Source organism: Roseateles sp. P1_C6 (genome assembly GCF_056406315.1).
Window position 1 is genome coordinate 293933 of record NZ_JBFUAK010000001.1, and the last position, 16053, is coordinate 309985.

13 protein-coding genes are annotated in these 16053 nt (G+C 68.8%); 4 read left to right on the plus strand and 9 right to left on the minus strand.

What is annotated here, in order from left to right; genetic code table 11:
* The first annotated feature begins 29 nt into the window (after window positions 1-29).
* The 3 genes from folD to AC1D29_RS01105 are packed head-to-tail and all read left to right on the plus strand — an operon-like array spanning window position 30 to window position 3395.
* Entirely contained in the window at window positions 30-890 is an 861-nt protein-coding gene (gene folD, locus AC1D29_RS01095; RefSeq protein WP_477893897.1) for a bifunctional methylenetetrahydrofolate dehydrogenase/methenyltetrahydrofolate cyclohydrolase FolD, read from the plus strand.
* 1 nt (window position 891) lies between these two features.
* Window positions 892-2880, plus strand: a complete 1989-nt coding sequence (locus AC1D29_RS01100; protein ID WP_477893899.1) for a M3 family metallopeptidase — start codon at window positions 892-894, stop codon at window positions 2878-2880.
* Window positions 2880-3395, plus strand: coding sequence for a DUF1697 domain-containing protein (locus AC1D29_RS01105; RefSeq protein WP_477893901.1), 516 nt, complete (start codon window positions 2880-2882; stop codon window positions 3393-3395). Before AC1D29_RS01100 ends, AC1D29_RS01105 begins: the two co-directional genes overlap by 1 nt.
* A 3-nt stretch (window positions 3396-3398) precedes the next feature.
* Here the strand turns inward: AC1D29_RS01105 and AC1D29_RS01110 are convergent, their stop codons facing one another.
* The 9 genes from AC1D29_RS01110 to AC1D29_RS01150 all read right to left on the minus strand — a co-directional run bounded on the left by AC1D29_RS01110 (window position 3399) and on the right by AC1D29_RS01150 (window position 13332).
* Complete coding sequence (locus AC1D29_RS01110; RefSeq protein ID WP_477893903.1) at window positions 3399-4502, minus strand: patatin-like phospholipase family protein; 1104 nt, start codon at window positions 4500-4502, stop codon at window positions 3399-3401.
* A 19-nt stretch (window positions 4503-4521) separates the two neighbouring features.
* Window positions 4522-5043, minus strand: a complete 522-nt coding sequence (locus tag AC1D29_RS01115; RefSeq protein ID WP_477893905.1) for a hypothetical protein — start codon at window positions 5041-5043, stop codon at window positions 4522-4524.
* A gap of 127 nt (window positions 5044-5170) precedes the next feature.
* Window positions 5171-5806: a glutathione S-transferase gene (locus AC1D29_RS01120; RefSeq protein WP_477893907.1), complete on the minus strand. Its 636-nt coding sequence runs from the start codon at window positions 5804-5806 to the stop codon at window positions 5171-5173.
* Window positions 5803-6336: a hypothetical protein gene (locus AC1D29_RS01125; RefSeq protein WP_477893909.1), complete on the minus strand. Its 534-nt coding sequence runs from the start codon at window positions 6334-6336 to the stop codon at window positions 5803-5805. The genes AC1D29_RS01120 and AC1D29_RS01125 overlap by 4 nt, the downstream gene beginning before the upstream one ends.
* 8 nt (window positions 6337-6344) lie before the next feature.
* Entirely contained in the window at window positions 6345-6872 is a 528-nt protein-coding gene (locus tag AC1D29_RS01130; protein ID WP_477893911.1) for a hypothetical protein, read from the minus strand.
* Complete coding sequence (locus AC1D29_RS01135) at window positions 6869-7291, minus strand: VOC family protein (protein ID WP_477893913.1); 423 nt, start codon at window positions 7289-7291, stop codon at window positions 6869-6871. Before AC1D29_RS01135 ends, AC1D29_RS01130 begins: the two co-directional genes overlap by 4 nt.
* Before the next feature lie 38 nt (window positions 7292-7329).
* Complete coding sequence (locus AC1D29_RS01140; protein WP_477893915.1) at window positions 7330-10149, minus strand: M16 family metallopeptidase; 2820 nt, start codon at window positions 10147-10149, stop codon at window positions 7330-7332.
* Window positions 10150-10283: 134 nt separating this feature from the next.
* Window positions 10284-11846 (minus strand): hybrid sensor histidine kinase/response regulator, encoded by a 1563-nt coding sequence (locus AC1D29_RS01145; RefSeq protein WP_477893917.1) that lies wholly within the window; start codon window positions 11844-11846, stop codon window positions 10284-10286.
* Window positions 11830-13332 carry an ATPase domain-containing protein gene (locus tag AC1D29_RS01150; protein WP_477893919.1) on the minus strand — a complete coding sequence of 501 codons (1503 nt, stop codon included), beginning with the start codon at window positions 13330-13332 and terminating at the stop codon, window positions 11830-11832. Before AC1D29_RS01150 ends, AC1D29_RS01145 begins: the two co-directional genes overlap by 17 nt.
* 330 nt (window positions 13333-13662) lie before the next feature.
* Between AC1D29_RS01150 and AC1D29_RS01155 the strand changes: the two genes are divergently transcribed.
* The gene (locus AC1D29_RS01155) at window positions 13663-16041 is read left to right on the plus strand and encodes a hypothetical protein (protein ID WP_477893921.1); all 2379 of its coding nucleotides are present in this window, start codon (window positions 13663-13665) and stop codon (window positions 16039-16041) included.
* Window positions 16042-16053 lie beyond the last annotated feature (12 nt).

Consider the following 16053-nt stretch of genomic DNA (forward strand, 5'->3'; position numbering starts at 1 on the left):
CGGCCTTTTTGCTTTCTGGAGTTCCCTTTATGACCGCCCAACTGATCGACGGCCTCGCCCTCTCCAAGCAACTGCGCACCGAAGCCGCGACCCGCGCCGCCGCGCTGACCGCCCAGGGCCACCAACCCGGCCTGGCCGTCGTCCTCGTCGGTGACAACCCGGCCAGCCAGGTCTATGTGCGCAACAAGGTCAAGGCCTGCGAGGAGGCCGGCATCCATTCGCGGCTGGAAAAGTACGACGCGACGATGACCGAGGCCGAGCTGCTGGCCCGCGTCGACGCGCTGAACAACGACCCCAGCATCCACGGCATCCTCGTGCAGCTGCCGCTGCCCAAGCACATCGACGACCACAAGGTCATCGAGTCCATCTCGCCGGCCAAGGACGTGGACGGCTTCCACGTCGCCAGCGCCGGCGCGCTGCTGGTGGGCGAGCCGGGCTTCAAGGCCTGCACGCCCTACGGCTGCATGAAGATGCTGGAACACATCGGCATGAAGGACCTCAAAGGCAAGCACGCCGTCGTCATCGGCCGCAGCAACATCGTCGGCAAGCCGATGGCGCTGATGCTGCTGGCGGCCAACGCCACCGTCACCGTCTGCCACAGCGGCACGGCCGACCTGGGCGCGATGACCCGCCAGGCCGACGTCATCGTCGCCGCGGTGGGCAAGCGCAACGTGCTGACGGCCGACATGGTCAAGCCCGGCGCCGTCGTCATCGACGTGGGCATGAACCGCAACGACGAGGGCAAGCTCTGCGGCGACGTGGACTTCGACGGCGTCAAGGACGTGGCCGGCTGGATCACCCCTGTGCCCGGTGGGGTCGGCCCGATGACGATTGCCATGTTGCTGGTCAACACGCTTGAATCCGCTGAACGTGCCGCCAAGTCCGCCTGACATGACCAACCCTCTGCTCTCCACCGCCGCCCTGCCCGAGTTCGCGGCCATCCAGCCCGAGCATGTGCAGCCCGCCATCCAGCAGCTGCTCGCCAACGCCCAGGTGGCGCTGGACGAAGCCACCAAGCCCGAGACGCCGGCCGACTACGACGCGCTCTCACGCATCCTGGACACGTCGACCGAGCAACTGGGCGCCGCCTGGGGCGCCGTGGGCCACCTGAACGCCGTCGCCGACACGCCGGCACTGCGCGAGGCCTACAACGCGATGCTGCCGGCCGTGACCGAGTTCAGCACCGCGATGGGCGCCAACGAGGCGTTGTTCGCCAAGTACAAGGCGGTGCTCGCCGCGCAAGGCAGCAGCCTGAGCGCGCCCCGCCAGCAGGTGCTCAAGCACGCCATCCGCAACTTCGTGCTGTCCGGCGCCGAACTGCAAGGCGAAGCCCGTGAGCGCTACGCCGCCATCCAGGAGCGCAGCGCCGAGCTGCAGCAGCAGTTCAGCGAACATGTGCTGGACGCCACCGACGGCTGGAGCTACATCGCGACGGCCGAGGAACTGGCCGGCGTGCCGCAGGACGTGCTGGACGCCACCAGGCTGGACGACGGCGGCCACAAGCTGACGCTGCACTTCCCGGTCTACCTGCCGGTGATGCAGTACGCCGAGAACCGCGATCTGCGCGAGAAGCTCTACCGCGCCTACGTGACCCGCGCCAGTGAGTCGGGCAAGCCCGAGTGGGACAACACCGCCGCCATGCGCGAGATCGTCGCGCTGCGCCAGGAAGAGGCCCAGCTGCTGGGCTATGCCAGCTTTGCCGAGGTGTCGCTGGCCCCCAAGATGGCCTCGTCGCCCGACGAAGTGAAATCCTTCCTGCGCGACCTCGCCAAGCGCGCCCGGCCCTTCGCCGAGAAGGACCTGGCGGAACTGCGCGAGTTCGCCAACGGCCAGCCGCTGGAATCCTGGGACGTGTCCTACTGGAGCGAGAAGCTCAAGGAAGCCCGCTACGCCTTCAGCGACCAGACGGTGAAGCAGTACTTCACGGCGCCCAAAGTCGTCGGCGGCCTGTTCTCCATCATCGAGCGGCTGTTCGACGTGGCCATCTCCGAAGCCAAGGCCTCGGTCTGGCACGAGACCGTCAAGTTCTACGAGATGCGCCGCGGCGGCCAGCTCATCGCGCAGTTCTACCTGGACCTGTACGCCCGCAACGGCAAGCGGCCCGGCGCCTGGATGGACGAGGTGCGCAGCCGCTGGCTCAAGCCCACGGGTGAGCAGCAGACCCCGGTCGCGCTGCTGACCTGCAACTTCGCGTCCCCCGTGGGCGACATGCCCGCGCTGCTGACGCACGACGACGTCATCACGCTGTTCCACGAGTTCGGCCACGGCCTGCACCACATGCTGACGCAGGTCAACGACCTGGGCGTGTCCGGCATTTCCGGCGTCGAGTGGGACGCGGTCGAGCTGCCCAGCCAGTTCATGGAGAACTTCTGCTGGGAGTGGGACGTCCTTTGCCAGCTGAGCGGCCATGTCGACAGCGGCGAGCCGCTGCCGCGCGAGCTGTTCGACAAGATGACCGCGGCCAAGAACTTCCAGAGCGGGCTGATGACGCTGCGCCAGATCGAGTTCGCGCTGTTCGACATGCGCCTGCATGGTGAGCCGGGTACTGAGGCCGACGTGCAGAAGGTGCTGGACGAGGTCCGCGCCGAGGTCGCCGTGCTGGTCCCGCCCGCCTTCAACCGCTTCCAGCACAGCTTCTCGCACGTCTTCGCCGGCGGCTACGCGGCCGGCTACTACAGCTACAAGTGGGCCGAGCTGCTCAGCGCCGACGCCTGGAGCGCCTTCGAGGAAGAAGGCGTGTTCAACGCTGCCACCGGCAGGCGCTTCCTGAACGAGGTGCTGGAGCAAGGCGGCGCGCGCGACGCGATCGACAACTTCAAGGCCTTCCGCGGCCGCGAGCCCAGCATCGACGCGCTGCTGCGTCATCAGGGCATGAGCTGATGCGCCAGGTCGCGCTGTGGCGCGGCATCAATGTCGGCAAGGCCAAGCGCCTGGCCATGGCCGACCTCAAGGCCGTGCTGACCGACCTCGGCGCCACCAACGTCGCGACGCTGCTGAACAGCGGCAACGCGGTGTTCGACGCGAAGAAGAAGCTCACGGCGCCGCAGATCCGCAAGGCCGTGGCCGGGCAACTCGGCGTCGATGCCGCCGTCATCCTGAAGACCGCGGCCGAATGGGCTGCCATTGCGGCGCCGCATGGCATCGCCGAGGCGGACGACCCCAGCCGGCTGCTGGTCGCCATCACGGCCAACGCCGATGCGCTCCAGGCGGCCGCAGCCATCGCCGCCGACAGCGGCGAGCGCTTCGTCGTCACCGCCAACGCCGCCTACTTGTGGTGCGGCAACGGCATCCTGCAAAGCAAGGCCGCCGTCGCGCTGCTGAAGAAGCTGGGCGAGGCCGGCACGACGCGCAACTGGGCCACGGTCGAGAAGCTCAACGCGCTGGCCCAGGCCTGAGCCTCAACCGGCGTCGTCCAGCGTGTGCACGCGCATGCCCACGCGGTCGCGCGCGGGCGCCTTCCACGGCGCGCGGGCCAGCATGCGGTGGCCGTCCTTCAGCCCGGTGGTCCAGCGGGCGCGCAGGCGCTCGTCGCTGAAGTCGATGTCGCGCCACGAGTCCTCGCCGGGCAAGGCCCGCATGACCAGGTGCACGATGTCGATGCGCGAGTCGCAGCCCAGCGCCAGCAGCTCCTTCATGGCCGGCTCGGCGGCGGTCTTCGCGTCGAGCTTGCGGCCGACCAGGCGCAGCGCGCGGCGCAGGTTCTGCAGGTGCTCGTGGTCGCCCAGGTGCTCCATGATGCGGCTGGCGTACTGGATGTCCTTGTAGCGCGTCAGCGCCTGCGCCATCGTCTGCGGCGCGGCCTCGCTCGCGTCCCACAGGTCGACCATGAAGCACAGCGTGTCGCGGCGCTCGGCATCGTCCAGCACCACGTCCAGCGGCGTGTTGGAGTAGATGCCGCCGTCCCAATAGGCTTCCTTGCCGATCTGCACCGGCGCGAAGCCGGGCGGCAGCGCGCCGCTGGCCATCACGTGCTCGGGGCCGATGCGCGTGTGGCCGTCACGGTTGTCGAACAAGGCCAGCGCGCCCGACCGCACGTTGACGGCGCACAGCGTCAGGCGTGTCTCGGCCGCGGCGATGCGGTCGAAGTCCACCAATTCGCGCAGCGTCGCGGCCAGCGGGGCCGTGTCGTAGAAGCCCAGCTCGGCCAGCGGCGCGCGGCGGGTCATGTCCCAGGCCTGCGGGCCGCGCGGCTTGAAGAAGCCGGGGATGCCGCTGGTCAGCGTCTGCCAGGTCTGCCAGACGGCGGTGAAGGCGTTGACCGGCAGATGCGGCGTCAGGCCCGGCCGCGTCACGCGATCCCAGAAGCTGCGCAGCGCCTTCACGCGGTCGGCCGGCGCGTTGCCGGCGATCAGCGCCGCGTTGATCGCACCGATGGACGTGCCGACCAGCCAGTCGGGCGGCAGGCTCGCGTCTTCCAGCGCCTCGACGAAGCCGGCCTGGTAGGCACCCAGCGCGCCGCCGCCCTGGAACACGTAGACAGTCTGAGGCGGGCGGCGGTGCATGTCGACGATGAGCCTGCTTTCAAGAGTGCCGGCGACGAATGGCGGTCAAACTGCCAATCCCGAGGAGACCCGCCAAAAGCAATGTGAACGACGAAGCTTCCGGCACCGGTGCGGCAGCGACCGTGATGTAGCTGGTCGCGTCGACCCAATAGTTGTCGTTGTATCCCCCGCTGCCATACGACAAACCGCCGGCGGTGCTCAGCACGGCCCTGTAGCCGTAGGCCGTAATACTCAGTGCATTGCCACCGCCGTAGGAGAACGAGGCAATCTCGCCATCAGCCTTGGCGAAACCGGTGCCACCGAGGCTCACCAACTGCACCTCGGCAAGGTTGATCTTCCCGTCATGATTGAGGTCATCCGCAAAGAAGAAGCCTTCAAGCGACACATGGCCGTAGTCGGTCGCTTGCCCGTTGGTCAGGTCTTCATAGACGTGATGCAGATCATGGAAGACGAAATTCCACCGGTCTGCATGGGCCGCAGAACCCGCCAACGCACAGGCCGCCACAGCAACCTTTGCAATCAAAAAACCAATTCTTTTCATACCGAACCTTGTTGAACGGAAAAACTTTCGAACGTTCACATGCATTCAGCGGTGGTCATATCCCTAACCAGCCAACAGGTCGTCAACGTGAGGTTCAGCAAGCGGTCCAAGGCAGGCGACGGTCACCTCAATGCGTGGGCGGCAAGGTCACTGCGTCGTCGCACGGGATGGCGCGAAACACCGGCAACGCCTCCAGCGCGGCGGAAAGCGCCACCAGCTGCGGGTACAGCGCGGCGGGTACGACCTCGGGGATCAGGAACTGCGAGAAGCCCCAGGCCACGGCAACCGTGATGCCGGACTGGCGGTTGCCGGCCTCGCTCGCGCCCAGCGGCTGCGCGGCGAGCTCTGCCTCCAGCTCGCCATAGGCCGCATGCAGCTGCCCGGTGACGCGTTCGATCCAGGGCTCGTGGCGCTTCTCGGCCGGGCGCAGCCCGCGCTCGTAGACGATCTGCGCCGTTTTCTCGCAGGTGGCCAGCGCCAGGCCGATCAGGCGCAGTTCGCGCACCAGCTCGACCGGGTCGCTGGGCATCAGGCTACGGCCGGCCAGCGCCTCGACGTAGATCAGCAGCAGCGTCGAGTCCATCAGCACGCTGCCGTCGTCGCAGATCAGCGTGGGCGCCTTGACGACCGGGTTGATCTGCTGGAAGGCATCAAACCCACGGAACACCGAAATGGCCGCGTGCTCGAACGGCAGGCCCAGCAGCCGCATCGTGATCGCGACGCGGCGCACGTAGGGAGAGTCCAGCATGCCGATGAGCTTCATGGATTCTCCTTCTTGTCCTGACTGGCGGCGGCCATGTTCAGATCACGCATCAGCCGATCCGCCAGTTCGCCGCCATGACGGCGTTCGATCTCGGCGCGCATCACGCGGTTGTAGCCATCCGCTTGAGCCTGGGAGACGGGCGTCGCGACGTCGCCCTTGTGGACCCAGCTGATGCCATAGCGCTGCTTCAAGCGATGGGCCTTGGCAGTGTCGGCCTTGGTCGGTGGCGGGCCGAACGTCTGCAACTGCAACAGGCCGGCCTCGACATCCAGGCGGGCCTGGGCTTCGCCGCGCTCGGCAGCCACCACGGGGTTGCCGATACGCAGGTCGATGGTCCCGATCAACTGCCGCTGCGGCTTCGCCTCACCCTCCTGGACCCTGAACTGGCTGAACAGGCTGAACACGATGGCCGCCGCCACCACGCTGCACACGACGGCCACGACGCGAACGGCGGTACGGGAGCGGCGCCAACCGGCGCCTAGCCGCTCGTCCGCCAAGGCCACTGGCAGAGCGGATTTTGCTGAATCCATGGGTTGCATCAGTTCCGAAACGCCTGATTCTCGGCGAGCGGCGCCAGGGCAGCCCGCACGCGGGTTTGCCACGCACCCTGCTCGGCCGCGCTCCAGTCCGGCCAGCGCGGCGACTCCGCCTCCAGTTCGGCCGCCAGCGTCCGCAAGCCGTCCAGGCCGGACACCGCAGCCGCCAGGCTGAGCCGGGCCAGCCATTCCTGCGCCTCGCGCACGCGCGGGTAGGCCGCGAACAGCCAGCGCGCCACGTCGGGCCGTGCCCGCCAGTCGGCATCGCCGAAGCGCTCGACGGCCATCGCGGTGAGCCGCTGGCCCGCGCCCAGGCAGTCAAAGGCCACGCAGCCGGAGAAGCCGCGCGCCATCAGATCGACATGGATGCCACAGCGATGGTCGGCGCAGAGGTGCTGGCAGGGCGTCTCGGCCGGCTTGTCGAAGCCGAAGCCCTGCAGGGCATCGAACGGCGGGATCACGCAGCACAGCGCCACGCAGGCCGAGCAGTCGGCCTTCAGATGCGCCGGCAACTGCACCGTGCCGGTCACTCCGCGTCGGCCGAAACGCCCACCATCCAGCCCACGCCGAAGGGGTCGGTGACCATGCCGAACAGCGGCGCCCAGAAGGTCTTGCCCAGCGGCATCGTGACCTGGCCGCCCACGGCCAGCGCGGCGAAGGCCTCGCGGGCCGTGTCCGCGTCGGGGCAGTCCAGCGACAGCGAGAAGCCCTTGAAGCTGCCTTCACCATTGCACATGCCGTCGGACATCATGACCAGCGCGCCGCCGACGTGCACCGAGGCATGCATGATCTTGTTCTCCGAACCCGGCGGCAGCATGCCGGGCGGCGGCGGCTCGGGGCTCTCGGAGTTGCGCATCATGAATTCCACCTTGGCGCCCAGCGCCTTCTTGTAGAACTCGATCGCCTCTTCGCAACGGCCGTCAAAGAACAGGTAGGGATCGATCTTCATCGCGGTCTCCGGTGACGGGGTGTTAGGGGACTTTAGCCCTAGGGATTCTTGAAGTCGCCCGCGGTCGAAATGATGAAGTTCTCGGGCTTGATGTGCTTGCGCCAGGCTGCGTTGGCCTGCTCGACGGTGACGGCGGCGAGTGCCTCGTCACGGGTCTGGGCCGCGGCCCAGGTCTCACCGCGCTCGGCCAGGCTGCTCAGGCCGCCGGCCAGAGCGCCGGGGTCGGCACGGCCTTGCTTGCGACCTTCGAGGATGTCCTTCTTGGCGCGCGCCAGCTCCGCCGCCGTGACGCCCTCGGCCTTCATGCGGGCCACCTCCTCCTGCACGACGGCGATGACGCGCTCCCGCTTGTCCGGCGCATAGCTGGCCTGGATGATGAATCCCCCGGCGTTGCCCCAGAACCCGGCCGACAGGCTGGCGCCTATGCCATAGGTCAGCCCCTCCTTCTGGCGCACGCGCTCGGACAGCCGGCTCTCCAGCCCACCACCGCCGAAGATGTGCACGGCCAGTTCCAGCGCCGCGTAGTCGGGCTCCTCGGTGTTCAGCGGCAGCGTCTCGTGCAGGCGCACGATGGCATTGGCCTTGTCGCGCGCAATCGCGTCAAAGCGCGCCGGCGGCACGGCCACATGCTGGGCCACATGGCGCACGAACTTCGGCGCGGCCGGCTTCTTCCAGTCGCCGAAGAGCTTGTCGACTTCAGCGGCCAAGCCGTCCGGCAAGGCGCCGACGGCGCTGACCTGGGCCTCGTTGGCCGACCAGTAGTCGGCGTAGAACCGCTTCACGTCGTCCAGCGTCGTCGCCTTCAGGTTGGCAATGCGCTCGTCCACGCTCATCACATAGTCCGGGTGACCCAGGCTGACGCCGCGGGCCTTGTTGTAGTGGCCGCGCGTGGCCTCCTGGCGCAGCACGCCGGGCTCCTGGCGCGAGGCCTCGATGCCGGCGATGGCGGACTTGATCTCGCGGTCGAAGGCGTCCTGCGGCAAATTGGGGCGGCGCAGCGCGTCCGCCGCCACACGCAATGCCGGCAGCAGCGTGTCGCGCTCGGCGCTGATGAAGATGCTCGCGCCCTGGTCGTAGCTGGAAATGTTGAGGTTGGCGCGCAGCTTGATCAGCGCGTCCTGCAACTGCTGCCGGGTCAGGCCAGCGCTGCCCTCGCTCATCAGCTGGCCGACCAGGCCGGTGCCGTTGCGCGCAAAGGTGGCACCGCGCTCGCCCCAGCGCAGCTGCATCTGCAGCACCACGGTGTTGCCGCGTGTCTGTTTCTGCAGCGTGTGCAAGGCGATGCCGCTGGGCAGCGTGGCGCGCTTGGTGCGCGACTCCAGCACCGTCGGCACCGGCTCCAGCTGCTCGCCGTCCTCCACCTTGGGCGGGCCTTTCAGCTCGGCCAGGCGCTGCGCCAGCGGCGGCGCGGCCGGGATGTCGACGCGCTCGACCTTGTCGGCCGGCAGGTAACGGCCCAGCGTGCGGTTGGCCGGCCTGAAGTAGGCGGCGCGCACGCGCTCCACGTCGACCAGGGTGACCTTGGGAATGTCCTCCATCAGCTGGAACAGCAGCCGCCAGTCGCCCGCCGCAATGAGGCCGGAGATCTGCTGGATCAACGCCTCGGGGTTCTTCATCTGCTGGCGGTAGCTGTTGACGGCGATGTCACGCACGCGCACCAGCTCGCTCTCCTCGAAGGGCTTGGCCGAGCGCCCCTCGGCCAGGTCCAGCAGCAGCGTCTCGACCTTGCCCACGTCGGCCCCCGGCGGCAGCGCCGCGAAGGCGCTGGTGGTGCCGGGCTCGGCCCCGCCCGCGCCACCAATGCCGGCCGCCACGGCCAGCTTGGGCTCCACCAGCTGCTTGTAGAGTTGGCCGCTGGGCTGCAGGCTCATCAACAGGCCGTAGACGATCAGTGCGGGCGTGTCCGGGTGGGTGATGGCAGGCACGTGGTAGCTGGCCAGCAGGATGGGCTGGCCGCCCAGGCGGCGCACGACGACGCTGCGCTCGCCGTCCTGCGCCGGCTCCACCGTGTAGGGCTGCGGCACGGGCGTGGCAGGCCTGGGAGTGGCGCCAAAGTGCTGGGCGATCAGCGCCAGCGTCGCGGCCTTGTCGAACTGGCCGGCGATCAGCAGCGTCGCGTTGTCGGGCCGGTAGTAGCGCTTGTAGAAGGCCTGCAGCTTCTCGATCGGCACGTTCTCGATGTCGCTCTTGGGGCCGATGGTCGCGTGGCCATAGGGGTGCCAGGCAAACGCCGCCGCGTTGACGCGCTGCGACAGCACGGCAAACGGCTGGTTCTCGCCGCGCTCGAACTCGTTGCGCACCACCGTCATCTCGGTGTCCAGGTCCGCCTTGGCCACGCGGCTGTTGACCATGCGGTCGGCTTCCAGGTCCAGCAGGAAGGCCAGCGTGTCGGCGTTGGCGTTGAAGCTCGCGAAGTAGTTGGTGCGGTCGACCGTCGTCGTGCCGTTGAAGCGCACGCCGCGCTGCGCCATCGCGCCGGGGATGTCCTTCTGGCGCTCGGTGCCCTTGAACAGCATGTGCTCCAGCAGGTGGGCCATGCCGTACTCGCCCGGCGCCTCGTGGCGGCTGCCGACGCGGTAGGTGATGTTGACGGTGGTGGTGGTCTGCGTCGCGTCGGGGAAGAGCAGCAGCTGCAGGCCGTTGGGCAGGCGGTATTCCTCGATGCCACCCAGCTCCAGCAGGCGCTCCGGCACGACGACCGGCGCCGGTGCGGATGCGGCGGGCGCGACGGCGACGGGGCGGACCGCGGCTGGCTTGCGTTTGGCCGCCACCGGCTGAGCCTGAGCCGCGCCCAGTGCCAGCGCCAGCACGGCGATGCCCAGGCATTGCGGCATCCAGCCATCCGTCTTGATTTTCATCTGTCTCTCTCCAGTCAGCCGCGTCTCGGGCTTGCGGGCATTCTGCGTGGTTTCGCGGCGGCGGCCGTTCGTCAGTTCCCAACCCCGGGATGGCTGCGATTGCGGGCGCCCCGACCGGCGCCGATGCAGCGGCGCTAGAGCCTGGCCAGCAGCGCCAAAACGGCGTCCACGCTGGCCGGCTTGGTCAGGTGCTCGTCGAAGCCGGCGGCGCGCGAGCGCTTCTTGTCGTCCTCCGAGCCCCAGCCCGTCAACGCGACCAGCAAGGTGCTGGCAAAACGCTCGTCCTGGCGCAGCAGCGTCGCGAACTCATAGCCGCTCATGCCCGGCATGCCGACGTCGCAGAAGACCGCGTGCGGCAGCAAGTCGGCGGCCGCCGCCAGCCCTGCCCTGCCGTCGTTCTCGACCCGTGCGTCATGGCCGCCCAGCGACAGCAGCATCGCCAGCGACGTCGCCGCGTCATCGTTGTCGTCGACGACGAGGATGCGCAGGATCTTCGCCGACGGCATGGCCGCCGGTTCGCTGGGCGCCGCCGGCGCGGCGTCGCCGGTCACGAGCGGCAGGCGGATCGTGAACGTGCTGCCCTGGCCGAGCCCGGCACTGGCCGCGAACACCTGGCCACCGTGCAGCGACACCAGGCTCCTGACCAGCGCCAGGCCGATGCCCAGCCCACCCTGCGAGCGATCGAGCGAGCGGTTCACCTGCGCGAACATGTCGAAGACGCGCGCGATCATGTCCGGCGGCAGGCCCACGCCGCTGTCCTGCACGGTCAGCACCGCCTCCTCGCCGCTGCGCGCCAGCATGACGGCGATGCGCCCGCCGTCGGGCGTGTACTTGGCCGCGTTGTTCACCAGGTTGCTCAGCGACTGGGCCAGGCGCGTGAGGTCGCCATCGACGCAAAGCTGCTCGTCGGGCAGCGTGACCGCCAGCTGGTGCCCCCCGCGGGCGATCAGGGGTTCGCAGGCCTCCAGCGCCATCTCGACGACGCGGCGCATGTCCAGCCGCTCGCGCTGCAGGTTGAGCTTGCCGGTGGTGATGCGCGACACCTCCAGCAGGTCGTCGATGAGGCGCTGCAGCTGGCTCATCTGGCGTTCCATCATGTCGGTGACGCCCTTGAGCTGCGCCGCGTCCTGCGCGGGCTGCGACAGCAGCTGCAGCCCCGTGCGGATGGGCGCCAGCGGGTTGCGCAGCTCATGCGCCAACGTGGCGAGGAACTCATCCTTGCGCTGGTCGGCCACGCGCAGCGAATGCTCCGCGTGCAGCAACGAATCGATCTGGTCGCGGATCTGGTACTGCGCGCGGCGCCCGCGCAAGGCCGACAGCACCGCGCTGACCATCGCGCGCGTGGACGTCGGGCGGTCGAGCACGGTCAGGTTGCGCAGCTGCGCCTCGCGCAGCGCGGGCGCCTGCAGGCCGTGGCGGCACAAGGCCAGCACCGGCAGGTTGGACCAGGCGGGCTGGCTCTCCAGCGCCCCCAGCAGGCCCGCGAACTCGGGCCTGGCGATCGTGACGTCGGTGACCATCAGCGCACCGGCGCCATCACGGATCAGCGCTTCGACATGCCGCCACTCCGCGGCCGCCACAACGTCGATGCCGGCCTCGGCCAGCAGCCGCTGCGTGACATCCGCATCGCGCGCCGTCGGCGCCAGCACGATGACCCGCTCGCTGTACGAGCGGCCGGCGTCATCCCTCGTGGTCATCGTGTGAATCCGCCTTGCGCCTCGTCGTGGCCCCGACGTCGACGGGAACCCCGGCCAGCACGCCGCGCAGATGCGTCAACGGCGGGCCGAGATGCACGCCCTTCGCATCGAACCAGAGCTGGCGGATCGTGTCCTCGTGCGGGCCGCTGCGCTTCTTGACCACCGAGATGGCCTTGCAGACGGCGCCGGCATGCTCGTACATGCGGAACAGCACCACCGCGTCGGCCAGGTAGCTGGCGTCGACCGGATTGCGCATGCCGCCGCCCAGCATGCCCGATTGCGCCGCCACCAGGAAGGTCGCCACGCCGTGGTTGTTCAGGTAGCTCAGCAGCTCGTGCAACTGGATCGTCAGCGCCCGCTCCTCCGGCATCGCGTTCAGATAGCCGTTGATGCTGTCGATGACGACGACGGTCGCACCGTCCCGCTCGACCGAGTCGCGCACGATGGTCGTGAACTGGCTGGGCAGCACCTCGGTCGCGTCGATCTGGCGCACGTTCAGCTTGCCCGGCCCGATGCCCTCGTCGATGGACATGCCCAGGCCCTGCAACCGGTCCAGCAGCAGCGTGCGTCCTTCCTCGAACGTGAAGATGACCGCATGCGCGCCGCGCCGCGTGGCTGCCACGGCGTACTGCGCGGCGATGGTGGACTTGCCGGCCCCGGCCGGCCCGACCAGCAGCGTGGCCGTGCCGCGCTCGGTGCCACCGCCCAGCAGCTCGTCCAGCGCAGGAACGCCGCTGGGCACGACGTCGCGGCTGAAAGGCGCGCCGTGCTGGTTGGCCGTCAGGCGTGGGAACACTTCCAGGCCGCCGCGCTGGATCAGCAAGTCCTGCTGGCCGCTGATGAAATCGCTGCCGCGGAACTTGCTGATGCGCAGCTGCCGCAGCACCGGCCCGTAAGCAGGCACGCTGCGCTCCAGCGCGATGACACCGTGGGCGATGCTGTGCACCTGCGTGTCCATGCCGTCGCTGGAGCGGTCGTCCAGGAACAGCACGGTGCAGTGGCGCCCGATGAAGAACTGCTTCAGCGCCAGGATCTGGCGGCGGTAGCGCAGCGAGGTCTGCGCCAGCAGGCGCAGCTCGGACAGCGAGTCCAGCACCATGCGGCGCGGCTTGCAGCGCTCCACGGCCTCGAGGATGCGCTTGGTCGTTTCGTTCAGCTCGATTTCCGACGGGTGGTACATCGTCAGTTCGGAGTCGCCGAACAGCTCGTCCTCGTCGACGATGAGTTCGACGATCTCGATGCCGTCCAGCGACCAGCCATGCGATGCCGCGCCCGCGCGCAGCTCGCCTATCGTTTCGCTCAGCGTCACGTACAAGGTCGGCTCGCCGTCGCGCACGCCCTGCATCAGGTACTGCAGCGCCAGCGTCGTCTTGCCGGCGCCCGGTTCGCCATCCACCAGGTAGAGCCGGCCGTCGATCAGCCCGCCGTGGAGCACATCGTCCAGGCCCGGTACGCCGCTCGCCGAACGGGCTTTGCCTGCGCTCATCGTGTTCTCCAGTCGGAAAGAGGATGCCGCCGCATCGAGACCCGATGCCGGCTTTGCAAACGAGTGTATGCCGGTGGGGTGGGCGGTTTGGTCCCCTGACAACGTGACGTCTGCGCGCGGCAGGGGCGCCTCGGGCGCGCCTTGTAACGCTTAGGTCAGCGCCAACCCGGGCGCTGGTGAATATGCCCCGTCTGCCCTAGGGAGGCACCAGTCGCGCGCCCCGCCTAGCTTTGAGATGAGGCACCGCGACACCTTGCTGCCGTCTCCTCGGAACGAGCCAGCGCCGCTGGCGCGGCTCGCCCTTCGCCCTGTCCATTCAAGGAGGCAATCATGGCCACCACCCCCAAGCCCATCCGCCCCGCTGCCGAGCTGCCACCCGGCCTGAACCTGCCGGCCACCGCAGCCAACCCTGATGACGACGAGCCGCTGGACGACGACTTCCACTTCGTGCTCAGCGAGCTGCTGGCCGCCTACAAGCCCGTGCTGGAGGCCGACCTCAAGCGCGCCGAGTCATCTGACGCCCTCATCAAGGACGCCCTGGCCAACCCGCCCAGCTGCGAGGACGAGTTCGCGCAGGCCTTCGCGCTGTTCGACCGCTTCAGCAACGAGGAGGTGGCGCAGCGCCTGCTGCCCGCCGCCGTGCGCGAGCAGCTCGGCCCCATCGAGCGCTGGCGCTGGTGCCTGCTGCACCTGCGCTGCTGCATCGTCTTCGGCTGGCTGATGTGCCGCGGGCCGCGCAGCTTCCGCGGCTCCAGCTACTACCTCTACCGCTACTGGCGCTGCGCGCGCGAGGTGCTGGGCGCGCCGGTCAGCAACCCGCCCACGGCCGCCGAGCGGGCCGACTTCAGCCAGCTCGTGAAGGCACTTGCCACGGCCTACAAGCCCTATCTGGACGACCAGCTCGCCAACGTCGAGTTCGCGCAGGGCTTGCCCGAGCAGGTGATGTCCGGCCAGGTCGACTGCTTCGAGGACGGCGACGCCAACACATTGATCCTGGAGCGCCTGCTGAGCACCGACACCGCCGCCGCGCTGATGGGCCGCGAGCTGATCGCCAAGCACCGTGCCGATCCCTTCTTCTGGTTCTGCCGCTGCTGGTGCCTGTGCGCCATCCGCTTCGGCTGCTGCCTGGCCCGCGCGCGCAACCTGCGCGACGTGTTCCGCTGCCTGCGCAGCTACCGCGCCTGCCTGCGCCGCTGCCAGCGCCCGCTGCACTGCGCGCTCACGTCGCCCCTGGGCTGCGTGCGCGGCGAGACCGACATCCTCCCGGGCCGCATCCTGGAGCCGCTGCACGGCGACGCCGAGGGCAGCAACTTCGGCCACTACCTCATCGAGGTGCGCAGCCCAGGCGGCAACCTGCTCAGCGGCGCCGTCGTCTACCCCAACAACCTGGCCCTGCCGGACGTGGCCGCCACCCAGGGCAACTTCTCGGTGTCGGGCGGCACGCTGGGCTGGGTGGACACGCGCAAATGCGCGCTGGACGCCGGCATCGAGCTGCTGAGCTCCACCACCTTCACGCTGAGGTTGCGCGTCTTCGCCAGCAATGGCGCCGAGCTGCAACCGCCCTGCACCGGCAGCTTCTCGCTGTCGGTCAACGAGGTCTACATCAAGCGCGTCAGCGCGCGCTGGTCGGTGGACTACACCAACCCGGCCGAACCGCTGCGCGCCAGCGACAGCGCGGCCGCCGTGCTGTCCACGATAGGCGGCGACATGCATGTGCGCGGCGCGGCCAATGTCTACGGCTGCCTGGGCGAGAAGATCCGCGAATACACGATCTGGGCCATCCCCGACCCGACCTTCAGCGAGCCGCAGCCCGCGCCGTTCACGGGCATCGTGCCCGGCGGTGACTGGCGCCTTGTCACGCACGTCGAGTTCAATCCGATGAGCATCGCCCAGCCCAGCGGCCCGCCCATCAACTACACGGCCGACCAGGTGCGCAGCAGCAACGTGCTGGACGGCGACCCCACGCCCAGCGTGCTGACCAATGTGTGGAGCGCGCGCAGCGAATGCATCTGCGTGCACATCGACTCGACCAACCTGTGCACCTGCTGGAACGTGCCGTCGCTGGCACCCAGCGCCTTCGACAGCAACAGCCTGCCCAAGCAGGACCCGCCCAACCAGAGCGGTGGCAGCGGCAAGTTCAGCTTCCTGCTGCAGGTCATCGACACGGCCGGCAACACCTACTACGACATCCAGCGCGCGTGGGTCGACAACGAGCCCATCCGCGCCGACATCGTCGGCATCGGCAGCCAGGCACCCTGCTCCGACATGTACACGCAGACCCCCGAGGGCGTCTTCAAGACTGTCGACATCCGCGGCTACGCATGGGACCAGTACATCGACCGCAACGACCTGACGGCGCCGACCAGCAACAACTTCGACAGCTACCAGGTGCGCTTCGTCAAGCAGGGCGCTGTCTCGCCGCAGGTGACGCTGATCAACTCGACCAACACCGTGCCGGCGCGCGCGCTGGCGCTGCCGGCCGAGAGCCTGTCCACCGGCACGCTGACGCCGTGGAACCTGCAGGTGCTGGACGCCGCCAGCAACCCGCTGGGCCTGCCCGCCGACCAGCTGCTCGGCCCGGGCGAAGCCTGCGTCTACGTCGTCATCCTGGAGGCCTGGGACAAGACCGTGGTGAACGAAGGCACCGTGCACTACTCGGGCTGGAAGCTGTTCCCCATCAAGATCATCAATGGGCCCGAGCCCGTTTAACCCTTCGCGCAG